The sequence below is a fragment of the Halorientalis salina genome, assembly GCF_005049285.1.
Lineage (GTDB): Archaea > Halobacteriota > Halobacteria > Halobacteriales > Haloarculaceae > Halorientalis > Halorientalis salina.
The window spans coordinates 478,075-494,370 of sequence record NZ_SOSC01000002.1 but is presented as its reverse complement, the minus strand read 5'-3'; the positions used below and the strand labels follow the sequence as shown (position 1 = coordinate 494,370).

Annotated in this window: 16 protein-coding genes; 3 read left to right on the top strand and 13 right to left on the bottom strand. The window is 64.6% G+C overall.

Annotated features, from left to right (window positions below; genetic code table 11):
* Positions 1 to 135: 135 nt before the first annotated feature.
* Positions 136 to 1,104 carry a PrsW family intramembrane metalloprotease gene (locus tag E2481_RS07015; RefSeq protein WP_136716410.1) on the top strand — a complete coding sequence of 323 codons (969 nt, stop codon included), beginning with the start codon at positions 136 to 138 and terminating at the stop codon, positions 1,102 to 1,104.
* A gap of 1 nt (position 1,105) precedes the next feature.
* Here E2481_RS07015 and carB read toward each other — a convergent pair whose 3' ends face one another.
* From carB to E2481_RS06995, 4 genes are all read right to left on the bottom strand, one after another.
* On the bottom strand, positions 1,106 to 4,306 hold the full coding sequence (gene carB / locus E2481_RS07010; RefSeq protein ID WP_136716409.1) for a carbamoyl-phosphate synthase large subunit: 3,201 nt from the start codon (positions 4,304 to 4,306) through the stop codon (positions 1,106 to 1,108).
* A gap of 117 nt (positions 4,307 to 4,423) precedes the next feature.
* A complete protein-coding gene (locus tag E2481_RS07005; protein ID WP_136716408.1) occupies positions 4,424 to 5,218 on the bottom strand; it encodes a phosphatase PAP2 family protein in 795 nt (264 codons plus the stop codon).
* Between the two features lie 3 nt (positions 5,219 to 5,221).
* The gene (locus E2481_RS07000) at positions 5,222 to 7,015 is read right to left on the bottom strand and encodes an ABC transporter substrate-binding protein (RefSeq protein ID WP_136716407.1); all 1,794 of its coding nucleotides are present in this window, start codon (positions 7,013 to 7,015) and stop codon (positions 5,222 to 5,224) included.
* A 388-nt stretch (positions 7,016 to 7,403) separates the two neighbouring features.
* Complete coding sequence (locus tag E2481_RS06995; RefSeq protein WP_136716406.1) at positions 7,404 to 7,631, bottom strand: hypothetical protein; 228 nt, start codon at positions 7,629 to 7,631, stop codon at positions 7,404 to 7,406.
* Between the two features lie 286 nt (positions 7,632 to 7,917).
* On the opposite strand from E2481_RS06995, the gene E2481_RS06990 reads away from it, so the two are divergent.
* Entirely contained in the window at positions 7,918 to 8,394 is a 477-nt protein-coding gene (locus E2481_RS06990) for a hypothetical protein (protein WP_250137748.1), read from the top strand.
* 131 nt (positions 8,395 to 8,525) lie between these two features.
* Here E2481_RS06990 and E2481_RS06985 read toward each other — a convergent pair whose 3' ends face one another.
* The 6 genes from E2481_RS06985 to E2481_RS06960 form a co-directional block, all read right to left on the bottom strand.
* Positions 8,526 to 9,059 (bottom strand): DUF5815 family protein, encoded by a 534-nt coding sequence (locus tag E2481_RS06985; RefSeq protein WP_136716405.1) that lies wholly within the window; start codon positions 9,057 to 9,059, stop codon positions 8,526 to 8,528.
* 63 nt (positions 9,060 to 9,122) lie between these two features.
* On the bottom strand, positions 9,123 to 9,401 hold the full coding sequence (locus E2481_RS06980; RefSeq protein ID WP_136716404.1) for a hypothetical protein: 279 nt from the start codon (positions 9,399 to 9,401) through the stop codon (positions 9,123 to 9,125).
* A gap of 38 nt (positions 9,402 to 9,439) precedes the next feature.
* The gene (locus E2481_RS06975) at positions 9,440 to 10,276 is read right to left on the bottom strand and encodes a hypothetical protein (protein WP_136716403.1); all 837 of its coding nucleotides are present in this window, start codon (positions 10,274 to 10,276) and stop codon (positions 9,440 to 9,442) included.
* Positions 10,277 to 10,326: 50 nt separating this feature from the next.
* Positions 10,327 to 10,740 (bottom strand): DUF7124 domain-containing protein, encoded by a 414-nt coding sequence (locus E2481_RS06970; protein ID WP_136716402.1) that lies wholly within the window; start codon positions 10,738 to 10,740, stop codon positions 10,327 to 10,329.
* Positions 10,741 to 11,055: 315 nt separating this feature from the next.
* Positions 11,056 to 11,244: a hypothetical protein gene (locus tag E2481_RS06965; RefSeq protein WP_136716401.1), complete on the bottom strand. Its 189-nt coding sequence runs from the start codon at positions 11,242 to 11,244 to the stop codon at positions 11,056 to 11,058.
* 41 nt (positions 11,245 to 11,285) lie between these two features.
* Entirely contained in the window at positions 11,286 to 12,536 is a 1,251-nt protein-coding gene (locus E2481_RS06960) for an NAD(P)/FAD-dependent oxidoreductase (protein WP_136716400.1), read from the bottom strand.
* 143 nt (positions 12,537 to 12,679) lie between these two features.
* Between E2481_RS06960 and E2481_RS06955 the strand changes: the two genes are divergently transcribed.
* The gene (locus tag E2481_RS06955) at positions 12,680 to 13,285 is read left to right on the top strand and encodes a DUF6149 family protein (protein ID WP_136716399.1); all 606 of its coding nucleotides are present in this window, start codon (positions 12,680 to 12,682) and stop codon (positions 13,283 to 13,285) included.
* Between the two features lie 15 nt (positions 13,286 to 13,300).
* Here the strand turns inward: E2481_RS06955 and E2481_RS06950 are convergent, their stop codons facing one another.
* From E2481_RS06950 to E2481_RS06940, 3 genes are all read right to left on the bottom strand, one after another.
* A complete protein-coding gene (locus E2481_RS06950) occupies positions 13,301 to 13,978 on the bottom strand; it encodes a hypothetical protein (protein ID WP_136716398.1) in 678 nt (225 codons plus the stop codon).
* Between the two features lie 81 nt (positions 13,979 to 14,059).
* Positions 14,060 to 14,854: an enoyl-CoA hydratase/isomerase family protein gene (locus E2481_RS06945; RefSeq protein WP_136716397.1), complete on the bottom strand. Its 795-nt coding sequence runs from the start codon at positions 14,852 to 14,854 to the stop codon at positions 14,060 to 14,062.
* Positions 14,855 to 14,916: 62 nt separating this feature from the next.
* The gene (locus tag E2481_RS06940) at positions 14,917 to 16,281 is read right to left on the bottom strand and encodes an NAD(P)/FAD-dependent oxidoreductase (RefSeq protein WP_136716396.1); all 1,365 of its coding nucleotides are present in this window, start codon (positions 16,279 to 16,281) and stop codon (positions 14,917 to 14,919) included.
* Positions 16,282 to 16,296: the final 15 nt, after the last annotated feature.

The following is a 16,296-nucleotide window of genomic DNA, read 5'->3' as shown; positions in this document are numbered from 1 at the left end:
TTGTGTTCGTGTATGCACGGCAGACGGTTAGTCCCTCCTCAACCGCTCGTCAATCGAACTGTCCCCACGGTCATCGTTGCCCGACTCTCCCTGATCGCCCCCAGTTTTACTACCACGCCGTGACTGCTGGCGACCATGGCTTCGGACCGCGACCCGATAGAGCGGTCACTGGGGGAGTCACGCGACCTCTACGACATCGCGACGTGGGAGAACCGGACGGTACTGGACGGCGTCTCGGTTCGGATCACCAGGGGACTGTCGGCCGGCAAACGGCCGCTGGTCCTGGCGCTCGCGGTGGTCATCATCCTCGCTCAGGTCGCGTTCACGGGCTTTGCGGTCCTCCGAAACCCCACGCTCGGCGCGTTGACCGTCCTCTCGGTCGTCCCGGCCTTCGCCCTCGCCGCCTACATCTGGTACGGTGACCCCACGTTACGCGAGTCGGCCGCGTCGCTGGTCGTGACCTTCCTGCTCGGCGTCTTTTTCGCCGGCTTCGCGGCGGTCGTCAACTCGCTGTTCGGCGGGCTGTTCGCCGCGATTCCGGTCGTCGGGATGGCGCTGTTTTTCTTCCTCGTCGTCGGCCCCGTCGAGGAGTTCGTCAAGTGGCTGGCGGTCCGGTTCTACGCGTTCCGCCTGGACGAGTTCGACGCCGTCGTCGACGGGGCGGTCTACGGCGCGGTCGCCGGCCTCGGCTTCGCGTTCATCGAGAACGTCCTCTACATCACGGCCGTCTACCTCGACGCCGTCCAGGGCGGGGCGAGCGTGCTCCCGGCCACCATCGGCATCGCCAGCGTCAGGTCCCTCGCCGGCCCGGGCCACGTCATCTACTCGGCCTTCGCCGGCTACTACCTCGGACTCGCGAAGTTCAACGAGGAGCACGCGGCGGCCATCGTCGTCAAGGGACTGCTCGTCGCGACGCTGATCCACGGTCTCTACAACACGGCCGTCACGTACCTGCCGACGGTGATCCCCTTCTCGTTCCCGGTGTTCGTCGGCTTCATCGTCCTCTACGACGGGGTCTGGCTCGCGATCCTGTTCCGAAAAATAGCCCGCTACCGGACGGCGTATCACGACGCGCTCGGCGAGGACGGCGCGGTCGCGGAGTGACTTACTGGCCCCAGTTCCGGCGGTCCTTGGGGCGGGCGGCCACGTCCTGCACGTTCAGCGGCTGGTCGGCCGATTCGATGGCCTCAAGGGCTGCTTCGGCGCTCTCGCGGGTCGAGAAGTACGTGATGGTCTCCTCGACACAGATCTCCAGGATCTCGCGGTTGCGCGAGACGACCAGGTCGATCTCGCCGTCGCGCAGTTGCTGCTTGATGGCCTCGACGTCCTCGTAGTCGTCGAGGTCGGTGACGTCGAAGTGCTCCTCGAAGCCGATGACCGGCAGGTCCACGATGGCGTCGCCCTCCAGCGGAATCGGCTTGCCGACGGACATCTGGGCCTTCTGGTAGGCCTTGCCGAACGAACCAGCCGTGCCCATGACTTCACCAGTGGATTTCATCTCCGGGCCGAGGCGCGGGTCGCTGCCCGGCAGGCGGTCGAAGGGCAGGACGACCTCTTTGACCGAGACCTGGTCGGGAATCTGCTCGTCCACGTCCAACTCGTCCAGGGACATGCCTGCCATGACCTTCGCGGCGAGTTTCGCGATGGGAACGCCCGTCGCCTTCGAGACGAACGGGACGGTACGCGAGGAACGCGGGTTCGCTTCGAGCACGTAGACCGTGCCGTCGCGAACGGCCAGCTGAACGTTCAGCAGGCCGACCGTGTCCAGCGCGGTCGCGATGTCCTCGGTGACCTCGCGGACGCGTTCGAGGGTATCCTCCGAGAGCGAGCGCGGTGGGATCATACACGCCGAGTCGCCGGAGTGTACACCCGCAGTCTCGACGTGTTCCATGATGCCGCCGATGAGCACGTCGTCGCCGTCGGCCACGGCGTCGACGTCCAGTTCGACGGCGTCGGCGAGGAAGTCGTCGATGAGGATCGGCTTGTCCGGGGAGACCCGAACCGCCTCCTCGATGTAGGTCTTGAGGTCCTCGTCGTTGTACACCACGTCCATCGCGCGGCCGCCGAGCACGTAGCTCGGGCGCACGAGGACGGGATACCCGATCGAGCGGGCGGTTTCGAGCGCCTCTGCCTCGGAGGTCGCCGTACTCCCCTCGGCCTGAGCGATGCCCAGGTCGTCCATCAGCCCGTTGAAGCGGTCGCGGTCCTCGGCCAGGTCCATCGCCTCGACGGCGGTCCCCATGATCTCACAGTCGAGCCCGCGCCGGGCGATCTCGTCTTCGAGGGGCTCGCCGATGTCGACGGAGGTCTGCCCGCCGAACTGGACCATCACGCCGTCGGCACCCGTCGCCTCGATGGCGTCGGCGACCTCTTCGGCCGTGATCGGCTCGAAAAAGAGGCCGTCGGAGGTGTCGTAGTCCGTCGACACCGTCTCGGGGTTGTTGTTGATGACGTGCGCGTCGATGCCCGCTTCCTCCAGCGCGCGGACCGCGTGGACCGAACAGTAGTCGAACTCGACGCCCTGGCCGATGCGGATCGGGCCGCCGCCGACGACCACGACGCTCTCGACGTCGCGGTCGACCTGGACCTCGTCGCGGCCGAGTCCCGAGAGCGGCTCTCGGGCGGAGTAGTAGTACGGCGTCGAGGCGGCGAACTCGCCCGCGCAGGTGTCGACCTGTTTGAACGTCCGCGGGGAGGTCTCGGCTTCCACGTCCTCGACAGTAATGCCAGCACCGTCAGTCTGGACTTCGGTGCCGACCTGATTGGCCTCGTCGCGATCGGGGAGCCAGGAGGCGTGGGTGTCGTTGAACTCCCCGCCCGCGATGGCCGTGATCTCGTGATCGGTGAACCCGACGTTCCCGGCCGTTTCGAAGTCGCCCGCCGCCGCGCCCGTCGCGGCATCGGCGATGCGCTGGTAGCGTTCGAGGTACCACTCGCGGATCTCGGTCAGCTCGTTGATTTCTTCGACGGTGTAGCCGCGCTCGAAGGCCTCGAAGACCGCGTACGTGCGGTCCGGCGTCGGCCGTTCGAGGTACTGGCTTTCGAGCTCCTCGTCGCTCACGTCGTCCCAGTCGACCGCGGGGTCGTACTCGGAGGAACGGAGCGCCTTCAGCATCGACTCCTCGAAGGTCCGACCGATGGACATGGCTTCCCCGGTCGATTTCATCGCCGGGCCGAGCTCGAACTCCACGTCGCGGAACTTGTCCTTTGGCCACCGGGGCACCTTCGTCACGATGTAGTCGATGGCGGGCTCGAAGGCCGCGGTGGTCTGGCCGGTGATTTCGTTTTCGATCTCGTGGAGGCGCTTGCCCATCGCGACCTTCGCGGTGACGCGGGCGATCGGGTAGCCGGTCGCTTTCGAGGCCAGCGCGGAGGACCGTGAGACGCGCGGGTTGACCTCGACGACGCGGTACTCGCCGCCGGGCGTCCCGTCGTCGTGCCAGGCGAACTGGATGTTACAGCCGCCCTGGATGCCCAGCTCGCGGATCACCTTCAGCGCCGTGTTGCGCATCTCCTGGTGGCCCTCGTCCGGGATGACCTGGCTGGGCGTGACGACGATGGACTCGCCGGTGTGGATGCCCATCGGGTCGATGTTCTCCATGTTGCAGATGATGATACAGGAGTCGTCGGCGTCCCGCATCACCTCGTACTCCAGTTCGATCCAGCCGTCGATGGACTCGGTGATCATCACGCGGTTGTCACGCGAGAGACTGAGGCCCTTCCGCGTGGCCTCTTTCAGTTCGTCCATGTCGCCGATGACGCCGGATCCCTGGCCACCCAGCGTGTAGGTGGTCCGCATGATGACCGGGAGACCGCCGACGGCCTCGACGGCGTCCTCGACCTCGTCCATGGACTCGATGGTCACCGATTCGGGGACCGGCTCGTCGATCGCTTCCATGCGCTGGCGGAACATGTCGCGGTCCTCGGTCGCGTAGATGGTGTCCAGCGGCGTGCCCATCACGTCGACGTCGTGTTCGTCGAGGACGCCCTCCTCGGCGAGTTCGGCCGTCACGTTCAGGCCGGTCTGGCCGCCCAGGCCGGCGATGACGCCGTCGGGTTTCTCCTTCCGGATGATCTCGGCGATGGCCTCGGTGTTGATCGGCTCGATGTACACCTTGTCGGCCATCTCCGGGTCCGTCATGATCGTCGCCGGGTTCGAGTTCACCAGGACGACTCGCGCTCCCTCCTCCTGAAGCGCGCGGCAGGCCTGAGCGCCGGAGTAGTCGAACTCCGCCGCCTGCCCGATCTTGATGGGGCCGCTCCCGATGAGTAGAATCGTCGGACGCTCGTCTGTACCCTCTGTCATTACCCGACCCGAGTTCGTACATCGTAATAAGTTCGGCGAAAGATTGCGAACGTCGCAATCGAATTTCGAAATTCGTATTCACGTCCACGTCGGCGTCTGGCCCGGTCGAGCGACGCGTCAGGCCGTGCGCTTCCGGATGCATTCGGCCGCGTAGACGCTGAAGACCCCCAGCGCGATCCCGGTGACGACGTCGGTCGCCCAGTGGATGCCCAGGTACATCGTCGCGATGGCGACGCTCGTTCCGATCGGGATCGCCAGGTAGGTCCACGCGGGGTACTCGGCTCTGGTCCGGTAGGCCAGCAGGGCGACGGTGGTCGAGAGCGAACTGTGCAGCGAGGGGAAGACGTTCGTGTTCCGGTTGACCTGGCTGGTGATGAGTTGTGATTTCGGCCAGTCGGTGTAGAGGAGCGACTGGACCTGCTCGGCGATGAGGTTACGCGGGCCAAAGGAGATAAAGAGGGTGTAACACACCAGTCCGATGGCGTAGTTCAGCGTGTAGGCGATGGTCATCTCCCGCAACGGCTCCGCGTTCTCCAGTGCGAGGTACAACACGACCGGGAAGATCAGCAGGAACGCGTAGCCGTAGACGTAGATGAAGGAGAAGTACTCGGTCAGCGCTGGCGTCGCCAGCGACTGGATGTCCGCGACGATCGCCCCTTCGATGGCGTGGATGTACCCGGTGATGTTGATCCCGATGAGCCACGAGAGGTCGCCCCCGGCGTCCCGGATGAGACTGTTGAGGACGAGGACGACAGCGAGCACGCCCAGTGACGGGCCGGCGGCCCGCAAGCGGTCGCGGAACGACCTGGCGGTCGTTTTCAGCTGTCGCGGTCCGACGATGGTCAGGGCCGCGACGCCGACGAGGCTGAGAACGACGGCGATGACCTGTGCGGAGAAGGGTATTTCGACCACGAATTACCGTTTCACGACGTTTCCGTCGTTGTATTGGTAGCCGGCCCGTCGGAGGGCTTGTTCTACCTGTTCCAGATCCAGTTCGCCGTCCGAGCCGTAGAACGGGGTTATGGGGTCGCCGTCGGCCCATTCCAGGTCGGACGGGAGCCAGTCGCTCCCCGTCAGCGGACTCACGCCCGGCGTCGCGTGCCCGTCGAACACCTCCTCGACGATGTACTTCTCGTCGATGAGCCGACCCAGCAGGTGCCGGAACCGGGGGTTCGTCAGCGGCGAGCGCCGTGCGTTGTAGCCGACGAAGTAAAACGAGGGCGACTGTTCGACCAGTTGCTCGGTCTCGTCGCTGTCCTCGATGCTGGGAATCGCTTTCGCCCCGAGCGGCGAGACGGCCGCGTCGACGGTCCCGTCCGCCACCGAGCCGGCGGCGGTCAGCTCCGAGACGGCCACGCGAACGACCAGCCGGTCGAACGCCAGCCCGTCGTCCAGCCAGTCCGGCCCGTCGAGGGTCGTCCGGTTGTGGAGGAAGTGGTCGTCGAACCGCGTGAGGACGAGCCGTCCCCCGGGATCGTTCTCGAACTGCATCGGTCCGCTCCCGACCGGGGGGATGTTGTCCGTCACCAGCGCTTCGGTCACCATGTCGCTGACCGACAGTCCGCCGACGGTCGCGGGATTCCGCCGCTGTCGCCAGACGTGGGCCGGGAGGATCGGAACGGTCAGTGCCTGCATGGCCACCTCCCGCGAACAGTCCGTGAACTGGAGTTCGATCCTGTTGCTGCCGAGGATGCGGACCTCGTTCACGATACTCGTTTCCCCCTGGTACCGCGGCACCGGGATCCGGCTCTCGTTGGTGTCGGCGCTCGTATCCCGGAGGAAGTCATAAGTGAACCGCACGTCCTCGGCGGTCAGGGACTCCCCGTCGTGCCAGACGAGGTCCGGGCGTATCCGGACTTCCACCCGGGGCTCCTCGCCGCCGTCCTCGAACTCCCAGGACCTCGCGAGCCACGGCTCGACCGTGCCGCCGTCCCCGTATCGACGACCCAGGGAGTCGTACAGGAGGTCGGTGATCGGCCCGCGGTCGCGGAACTCGACGGCCAGGGGATTGAGGTTCCCGACCGTCCGTCCACGCGTCGTCGCGACCCGGAGTTCACCGGGGGTCTCGACGTCGCCGCCGGCGCGTTCGAGCGTGAAATAGCCCAGCGGCGAGCGGAGGTCGGCGCTCTCCCAGTTCGTGTACCGATCGCTGCGAGCGGCTCGGATGTCGTCGGGGAACCCGACGATGCTAAAGGGCTGGGTCCGAGCGATACTGCGCTGGATACCGGCGACCGCGTCGTATCGCTCCGATCCGGTCGCCCGCCGCTGGCTCTCCAGTAAGTCGTCGACCCGGAGGTTCGCGTACCCGAAGGGGTTCTGCCAGCCGGGGGAGGGAACGCCCGTCGAATGTAACAGCGAGTAGAGTTCGTCCGGCCGCCGCTTTGCGTGGGGGAGTCGGCCGACGAACACGTCGAACCCGTGCTGTAACAGGACCTGCTGGCGCAGTTCCTTCTCGGCCATCGGGACGACCTGCGTGTTGATCCCCGCCGTCGAGAACCAGTCTTTGACCTGCCGTGCGATGCGTAATGCGTACGGGTCGGTGTCGGCCGGGAGCGTCCCGATTTTGAGACTCACCGACCCGTTGATCTGCCAGCCGAAGATCGACCGCAGCCGTCCCAGACACCCGCTGGTCGAACCCGCGGCTCCCACGCTCGCCGCGGCCAGCAACTGCCGTCTCGTGGTGTCGGGGACCTGCTGCCGAACTGACATCGTGCTCGGCGATTGTTTATCGGTCGCCGATATATCCCTTCTGTCTTCGTTCCGTGTCACGGTTCGATCGATCCCGTCCCCGACTCCGACTGTTCGGTCTGTCGCCAACGGTATTGGTGCCCCGATGTTCGCTGTTGGAGGGCGAACAGCCGTTCGAGTCGGGGGACTCGTGTCTATCGCAGTATTGGTTGCTTCTCATTGATATCATCATCGCTTCTGAAACTCCCACCAGAAGATCAAGTTTTGATACCGATTGCGTACACTTACCTCCGGAAAACACGCTTGTCGATGCCGTTGTCGTCCCGTCACGGGACACGCCCGCGTCGACGGCACACTGGACGGTCCTGGACATGACGGAATACTGACACCGGCCGCCGGTCCACGGCGATCACGAACCGTCCTGGAACCGATATCGGTAGGGCTGGTCCCGGATGACCTCGACGTCACCCGTCTCCGCACGGCGGCCGAGCACCGTCGCGATGCGGTGGGCACTCTCGAACTCCTCGCCGTGTTCGTCCAGCAGGTCCAGAATCTCACGCGCTGTCAGTGGTTCGTCGGCGTCAGTGTCGTCGAGCACGGACCGGATCCGTTCGAACTCGCCCTGACGTAAGCGCATACGAATACACACGCCCTGCTATCACATTAAACAGCGTCAGACATACGTCGGACGTGAACACGTCACAAACCACGTAACGGCTCCCGCTCTGGCCGTGTCATCATCCGTCGGACGAGAATAGATTCACTACACAAAAGGGTAGACCTGTGTTTTTCCCCTGTATAATATATGCATTCCAAAGAATGAGGGTATTCTTATAATCTTCACTTATATTCTCAATTACCTGTTTGTTCAGTGTTAATAGCGTGTCCAAAAACTTATTCCGCCATCTCGACAATTTAGTGTCATGAGTGCGGACAACGACGGCATAAACCTGTCCGACCAACAACTCCCAAACGAACCTGACCCATCCAACAACGAGGGTTTCTTGCAGGAACGCCTGGAAACACTCAGAGAACGGTACTCATATGAACGTCTCTCAGATCTGAGTGCTCGCCGTCTTGGAGCGGTGGATCCAGATGAAGAAGGAAATTCTGAGAGGGATTTTCTACATCAGGATTTTAGGCAACTGTATGAGAGATTTCCCAATGAAAATAGCGACCTCAAATGGCGTCGGTGGTCCTTGGGTGATGATTATCGGGGCTTAGCACCTCTAACTAGGGAGCAAAAGCAACGTATTCATGACTGTCATCACGCCTGTAGCAGGAATCTCGATAGGGCACGTCAGGATGCACTAGAGCGTGAAGACTTTGCCGGCCCGATATCGAGATTCGGCTCATGGTTGATTGATTTCGCCGATGCTGCTACCCTGTGTTGGGATTAAAGAGCTAAGATTATCTCTGGTATTCATTACAAAACCAATAAAATAGCCACTGGATAGAAGCGACACTCTCTCAAAATCTCACACTGAAGTATTGCCTCTACCTGGTATTGTTGGGACTGGCAGTTGAGCTATTATATGGCCGAATCGTGTTCGGACTCGAAGTCCCGTTCGCGGCGGTACGCGTCCACGAACTCCGCGACGTCGAATTCGAGCATCTGCGCCTCGAACTCGGCCATCGCGTCGTCGTCGCCGGCGTGACTCATGGCGTGTTCCATGAGTTCGACCAGCAGTTCCACGACCACCTCGTGGAGTCGCCGCGAGTCGAAGTCGCTGAGCCACAGCATCGCGTAGCCCACCTGGCCGTCCTCCGAGAGGTCCTCGGCGACGACGGCCTCGGGGAACTCCTCCATGACGATGCCCATCAGGTGTGCGGTGGTGAACTCGTCGAACTCGTCGGCGGGTTCGACCGTGGCCCGCAGCACGTCGGCCAGCGATTCCGGGACGAACCGACCCAGCGGGTGCATGTCCATGACGACCGCGTGGCTGTCGCCACAGGCGCACTCGAACTCCCGCAACCCCATGTCGAGGTCGTGGGGTGTGATCGTCTCGCCGCAGGGCAACTCGATGCCGTCTCCCCCCGATCCCGGGACACGCGGTTCTGCCATTGGTCCCGGTTGGGACTTCATCCGGTTAAACGACGCGAACCCGGACGACGCGCCGTCGACCGGTTACTCCGCGTCGTCCTCGGCAGCTTCCGAGTTCGCCTCGTCTGCCGTTTCATCGGGCGCGTCCTCTGCGTCTTCGGCGTCCAGTTCGACGTACCCTTTCCCCTCGGTCTCGTCGTCGACCGCGCCGTCGACCTCGATTTCGGCCTCGATCTCGATTTCGAGCCCGTCGGCCTCCAGTTCCGCCTCGAACTCGCGGCTCTCGCCGATCTCGACGTCGATTTCGTCCGAATCCACGCCGACCTCTACCTCGACCTCCACGTCGATCTCGGGGTCTGTCATCACGCGAACTACGACCTCATCGGAGAAAAACGCCGGGATCAGACCCCGTTGTTGCCGGTGTTCCAGCCGGTGTCGGTGCCTGCCACGTCGTCGCTCCCGTTCTCACCGTCGAGGCCGAGGTCGGCCTCGCGCTCGCGGCGGAGCTGTTCGTAGGCGCGCGTCGCGACGGCGATGCCGAAGACGGTGGTGAGCCCGCTGACGACGAGACTCACGGCCGTCCCGATGGCCTGGTCGAGGAAGAACAGGACCGTGGTCGGGCTGCTCGCGACGAGATTGATCACGATCACGATGATCGCGAGGCCGAGCAACTCCCAGCGGTCGCCGTCGGTCAGGCTCCAGCTATCGGCCAGGGCGTCGACGAAGTTCTTGTCCGCGACGGCGATCTCCTGTCTGACGAAAAACAGCGAGATGGCGACGTAGATCCCCGGGACGATCAGGAGGATCAGTCCGAGGACGGTGAGGACTCCCGCGACGATCCCGCCGACCACGCCGTTGATCGTCGCCAGGCCGATCCGTCGTGTCGCCGCGCCATCCGGTATCGACTCGGTGTTCTCGCTGGCGAACACGCGGATCGCGACGATGTGGATTGCCTCCGCGATCAGTACCGTGAGCAGCGACAACAGCGCGAGCGCTGGCAGCGGGATCGGCAGTGCGAACGGCGTTTCCTGGTCCATCCGGGGACCGAACGGTGCCCCCTCCTGTGGGATGGGCTGGTCGAACGACGTCATCCACTCGAACAGTTGCTGTGAGAGCGACTGCGAGATGACGGCGTTGGCGAACCCGAACGCGACGAACACGGCGACCAGCAGCAGGCCGCTCCGTGCGAACGTCCGCTGGAACCCCTCTCGGAGGGCGTCGTCGATTTGCAGGGACATGTCCGCAGAATGGGCCGTCTCCGTGAAAAAACAGTGTCCTTCGCCGTCGATCAGGGCCAGTCGTCGCGGCTCTCCGCGGCGTCCTGGTCGGGCGACTCCGGTTCGCCCATGTCCCACTCGGCCGCCGCGGCGGCGTCCTCGATGGGCAGGAACTCCCAGTCGACGCTCTCGGCGAGGTCGGCGTCGTCCTCGTCAGTGCCGACGAAGACGTGCCGGTCCGTCTCGAACTGGGATTTGACGTTCGTCAGGCTCTCCTCGCGGCCGCGCGGGCCCGAAAAGAAGTCCTGCCTGATGCGGTGTTTGCGCGTGAAGTTGGTCACGACGTACGTCGGCTTCTCGGAGACGACGCCGACGTACTCGCTCCATTGGCGTGCGTCGTTGAACACTTCGTCCGGGTGAGCGAGCTGTTTGAGCGCGTCGAGCTCGAACGCCAGGGTCATGTCGCTGCTCCCGCCTCCGTCCATACCTATCGCTCTGCTACCTCGGGAGAAAAGACCGTCGGTCCATCTTTTTCCCGCTCGGGTTTCCTCGGGCCGCTGGCCCTGCGGGAACCACTCGCGGCAAAAACATCCCCAGAAATCGGAGATTTCTGGTGGGCACACGAGAGCAAGCTCTCGTGTACATGGGTGAAAAAGGCCGCGAGACGCGCCAGCGGCGCGCTCGCGGTGTCCCCGTGAGAGACTCCAGGAACGAACGGGGGCTTGTCAGAGCTTGCTCTGACAGTGAACCGCGCTCGCAAGCTCGCGCGGATGCTGGCACTCGCCGCTGCCAACTGCTCCTCACCGCTCCTGCTGAACTTCGGTCAGTTTCTCTGCCTCCTTTTGAGCCCGCTCCAGTTCCCGCTCGCCCTCGCCGCCTGCACCGTCGTGGCTGTAGTTCACCGAGCGGTCGAGTTCCGACCCGGCGAAGGGGGCCTCCTCGTCGCGGCTCGCCCACTCGCGGATCCGCCGGTAGAGGCTCCGGATCACGTTCGAACGGTTCGGCTCGACGACCGAAAAGATAGCGGCGCTTACTCGGACTCGACTTCCGCGGAGGCGTCGAGTTTGTCCAGGTCGACGGTCTCCTCAAGGAGGACTTCCTTCTGGTCCGCGACGTCGCGTTCCTCGCGGATGAGCTGTTTGAACTTCGACTGCGGTGCCAGGTCGCCGATGAGGACGCCGCCGACGACTTTGCCGTCCTTGAACGCCACGCGGCGCCACTCCGTGTCGGAGTATTTCCGCTCGGCGTGGTCGTCGCCGATGGTCGGGTGGCCAAAGGAGAGGAACGGGAAGTCGAAGTGGGTGATCGAGTACGAGGAGACCCAGCGGAACGCCTCTTCCTCGTCGTCGGCGACCATGTTCATCCCGGCGATGGCGCCCTGCTCTTTGGCCGAGCCCCAGGCCCCGTTCTGGGTGTGTTCGCCGAGGATGGTGTCGTAGAAGCGCGTGATGTCACCGGCGGCGTAGACGTCTTCCAGGTTGGTCTGCATGTACTCGTCGGTGACGATGCCGTCGTCCAGTTCGATGCCCGACCCGTCGAGGAACTCCGTGTTGAAGTTCAGGCCGATGGCGACGCCGACGAACTCGCCGTCGTACTCCTCGCCGTTGGGGTCGACTGCACCGGTGACCTGCCCGTCGTCGTCGGTCGTGAAGTGGTCGACGCCGGAGTCGAAGACGGGGGTCACGCCGTGTTCTTCGAGCGCGTCGTGGATGATTTCGGCCCCGTCCTCCGAGAGCGCGTAGCGCCACCAGCGGTTGCCGCGCATCAGGTAGTTGGCCTCGACGTCCTGTGCGCCACAGATGGCCGCCAGGTCGATGCCGAGCAGTCCGGCCCCGACGACGATGCCGGTGTCGGCCTCGGCCGCGTTCTCCCGGATGGCCCGGGCGTCCTGGAACGTCCAGAAGTGGTGGATGCCGTCGGCGTCGGAGTTGTCGACCGGCAGCTGGGTCGGCGTCCCGCCGGTCGCGATCAGGAGTTTGTCGTACTCGTGGGTCTCCCCCTCGTAGGTGTGGACCGCCTTGGCGTCGGTGTCGACCTCGGTGACGACCGTGTCGAGTTCGAGGTCGATGTCCCGCTCGGCGTACCAGTCTTCCTCGTGGATGGAGATGGGTGCCTCGGGCAGTTTCCCCTTGGCGAACTCCTTGATGAGAATGCGGTTGTACAGGGCCTCACCCTCTTCCGTGATGACCGTGATGTCGGCATCGGGGTCCTCTTCCCGGATGGTCTCCGCGGCGGAACTCCCCGCGATACCGTCACCGATGATTACGTGCGACGCGCTCATGTACGGCCCGTTGCATACCGTGCCTAATGTGCATTGCTATCTCCGCCATTGTCGCCACACCCTCCCCGTAGCCACGGGTCACACTCCCCCTGCGCCCGCAGCCGGGACGTTTTAGAGTGTTGCGTCCTTACCGAGACGACGAGATGAAAATCCGCCAGAACGTCCGTCACTGGGCAGCCAAGAAGGCGCTGACGATGCCGGTCGTCGGCCAGAAAACCAACGACTGGCTGGTCGACCTCCACACCAGGGTCTTCCTGAAAAAGGCCGACGAGGATCGACAGGAGGAACGCCGCGCGCACTTGGACGACTTCTTCGACGCCACGATGGACACCTACGTCGCGGCGCTCGATTCGGGATACAGCGAGGCCGAGGCTCGTGAGATCACCCACGTCCAGGCGAACTTCGATTTCTACAACCACGGCTGGACGGAGATGATGGAGTTCCCCAGCGACGAACTCGCCGACCACTACGACCGGTACGCCGAGTTCTTCGAGCGATGGGGCATCACCATCTCCGACCCGCTGGGCGAGTTCGAACCGGCCGACGGCGTGGCCGAGGCCCCGTCGACCCCCGAGAAACTCGACGACCCCGAACACCCCCACGCGGAGGGCGGGTTCGCCGACGACGTGTACGTCGAGACCGACGACGGCGAGCTCGTCGTCGGCGGCCAGGACGAACCCGACGACGTCGACGTGACAGACGCCCCCGGCGTCGACGCCGAGGACGGCGAGGAAGCGGGCGCGGACTGACGGACGGGACCGGGCTCACTCCTGGCGGTCGACCTCGAACAGCGCGAGACACTCGACGTGCGTGGGGTCGTCCGACTGTTCGTCGGCGATCCCGGTGATCTGGAAGGCGTAGATCCCGTCGTCGAGGTCCTCGGTGATCGCCATCGTCCGCTCGGCCATCGCCTGCGTGCGCTCTGTCATACTCAGCCGCCAGGTGTAGGTCTCCCCGCTGTCGACGGTGTACCACGGTTCGACCCATTCCTCGGGCGCGACGTGCGCCCAGCCGTCTTCGGTCCGGCGCTTGATGGCCCAGGCGTACGGGTTCAGCCCGAATCCCGCAGCGGAGTCGTTGTACAACACGAACTCGACCGACTCGACGCTGTCGTCGCCGGGAGTCGGCTCGAAGACGTCCGGGTTGGCGTCGAGATAGATCGGTTCTGCGTCGAGGTCGGCGGTGTGCCAGCAGACCGTCCGGTCGGCGCTCTCCGAGAACGAGGGGCACGCCACGTCCGCGAACGTGTCGTCCGGCGTGGGCCTCGTCTCGTCCCCAGCCGTCGTCGTTCCCTTCGGATCGGCCGTTCCGGGGTCGTCCGTCTCGGTCCCGTCGGTACTCGTTCCGTTGTCGTCGTTCGGACGATCGCCGGCGTCGCTGAGACAGCCAGCGGTCGCGACCGTCGTGGCTCCGATCGTCGCGAGAACAGTGCGTCGCTTCATACCAACCGGTACCGTTTCCCCGATAAACTGCTTTCTCTAAGGTCAAACGCTCGTTTGAGAGAACGCGCCCGCGACGATGCCTTACCGTCCCTCGAACTCGGTGTCGCGTCCTTCCATGAACGCGCTGGCTCCCTCGGCGTGGTCCTGACTGCCGAGTGCGAGCGCCTGCGCGGTCGCCTCGTCGTCGAGCGCTTCGGTGAGCGACTTCGTCGCGTTCTGGCGGATGAGCCGCTTCGAGATCTTCAGCCCGACCGTCGGCCCCTCGGCGATGGCGGCGACGAGTTCGGCGGTCCGCTCCTCGTACTCTTCGTCGTCGTAGACGTCCGTGACGACGCCCAGTTCCTGGGCCTCCTCGGCGGTGATGACCTGTCCCGTCAACACGAGGCGTTTCGCCACGTTCGCACCGACGAGCCGGGGCAGCATCCAGGAAGTCCCGGAGTCGACGGCCAGCCCGACTTTCCGGAAGGCGAAGCTCATGTCCACGTCCTCGTGGACGGCCTGAACGTCACAGGCGATGGCGAGGCTCGCACCCGCGCCGAAGGCCTGGCCGTCGATCTTCGCGACCGTCGGCAGCGGACAACGGATGAGCCGCTCGATGGCCCGGTGGAGGCTCGCCATGATCTCTTCGGCCTTCCGCCAGGCCGGGATGTCACCGGACAGTCCCTCCATCATCGAGTTGATGTCGCCGCCGGCGCAAAAGGCGCTGCCCGCGCCCTCGACGACAACGACTCGCGCGTCCGACCGTTCGATCTCGTCGAGCGCGTCGACGATGCCCGCCGACACCTCTGCCGTCAGGGCGTTTCGCATGTCCGGATTGTTCAGCGTCACTGTCGCTATCTGGTCGTCGACGGAGACGAGAACTGCGTCGTCGCTCATACACCCGGCACACGGAGGCCCACATTAAATATGTGGTCCGTTTCCGCCGACTCTCCCGGCGGTCACTCGGCGAGTCGTTCGCGGTCACCCGGATCGGACCCGCTCGCGGGTCGCTCGCCCGCGTCGGTCACCCGGTCGGCGGCCGCGAAGCCGGCCTCGATGGCACCGTTCAGGCTCCGCTCGGGGTACTGCGCCCGACTCGCCATCCCCGCGTAGTAGACTCCCTCAGCGACCGCATCGGAGAGGTCGTAGGGGACGACCATGTCGAGATAGCCGCGCTCGTAGACCGGTGCTGTCCGCGGGTTCCGTGCCGTCTGCACCCAGTTTACCATTTCGGCATCGAACTGCGGGAACAGGTCGGCGATGCCCTCCTGCCACAGCTCCTCGACTTCGTCGTCGCTCATCCCCCAGAGGTCCTCGCTGGGGTCCTGGACGTAGCTGGCCGTGTAGTAGAGGTGTTCCCCGCCGTAGCGCTCGGGCGGGACGAAGTCCGTGTGCTCGATGAACACCCCGAACGGCGCCTCGTCGGCGATGTTCAGCCAGTACGTGTCGGTGAGCGACTCCTCCATGCTCCAGACCGAACACACCGTCCCCTGGAAGTCGATGTCGCAGGGGTAGCCCGTCAACTCCTCCAGGACGTTCGGCATCGCCGCGACGACGGCTGCGTCCACGTCGTGGGTCCTCGTCTCGTCGTCGGTTTCGACGGTGAGCGACTGCACTGTCCCCCCGTCGGTATCGAGTTCGGTCACGCGTGCGCCCGTGATGATGTTCTCACGTCCGACGGCCTCGACGAGCGCGTCGATAAACGGGGCGAAGCCACCCTTCGGATACCCCAGGATCTCGCCGCGCAGGAGGTCGCGCTCGCCACGGAACTTCACGCGCCCGAGCAGCCACGCGGCGCTGACGTCCTCCTTTCGGGAGCCGAACTTCGCGTCGAGCAGCGGCTCCCAGAAGTTCTCGTAGACGCTCCGGGTGGTGTGGTCGAGCAGGAACTCCTTGATGGGCACGTCCTCGAACTCCCGGAGGTCGTCGTAGGTGTCGAAGGACGGGAGCCAGCCGCGGACGTCGACTTCCATGGTGAGCATGGCGAGCCGGTACTTGTCGTACAGGGAGAGGTGCGGGTACGCGGCGATCTCCCAGGGCTTGTCCATCGGGTGGACGACGCCGTCGACGTAGAACGCGTTGCTCATGTACAGCCACTCCAACCGGTCGCCGAGCCCAAGTTCCCCGATGAGGTCGACGATAGTCTCCTCGGACTTCGAGAGGTGGTGGTAGAACTTCTCGATTGGGTCGCCGGCCGTCTCGTAGACGGCGGCCAGTCCCCCGAGGTCCTCGCTGGCCTCGAACACGCACACCTCGTAGCCGCGCTGCTGGAGCCGGTAGGCCGCGGCCATCCCCGCGATTCCACCGCCGACGACGCCGATCATGTCTCCCCGTTCCGC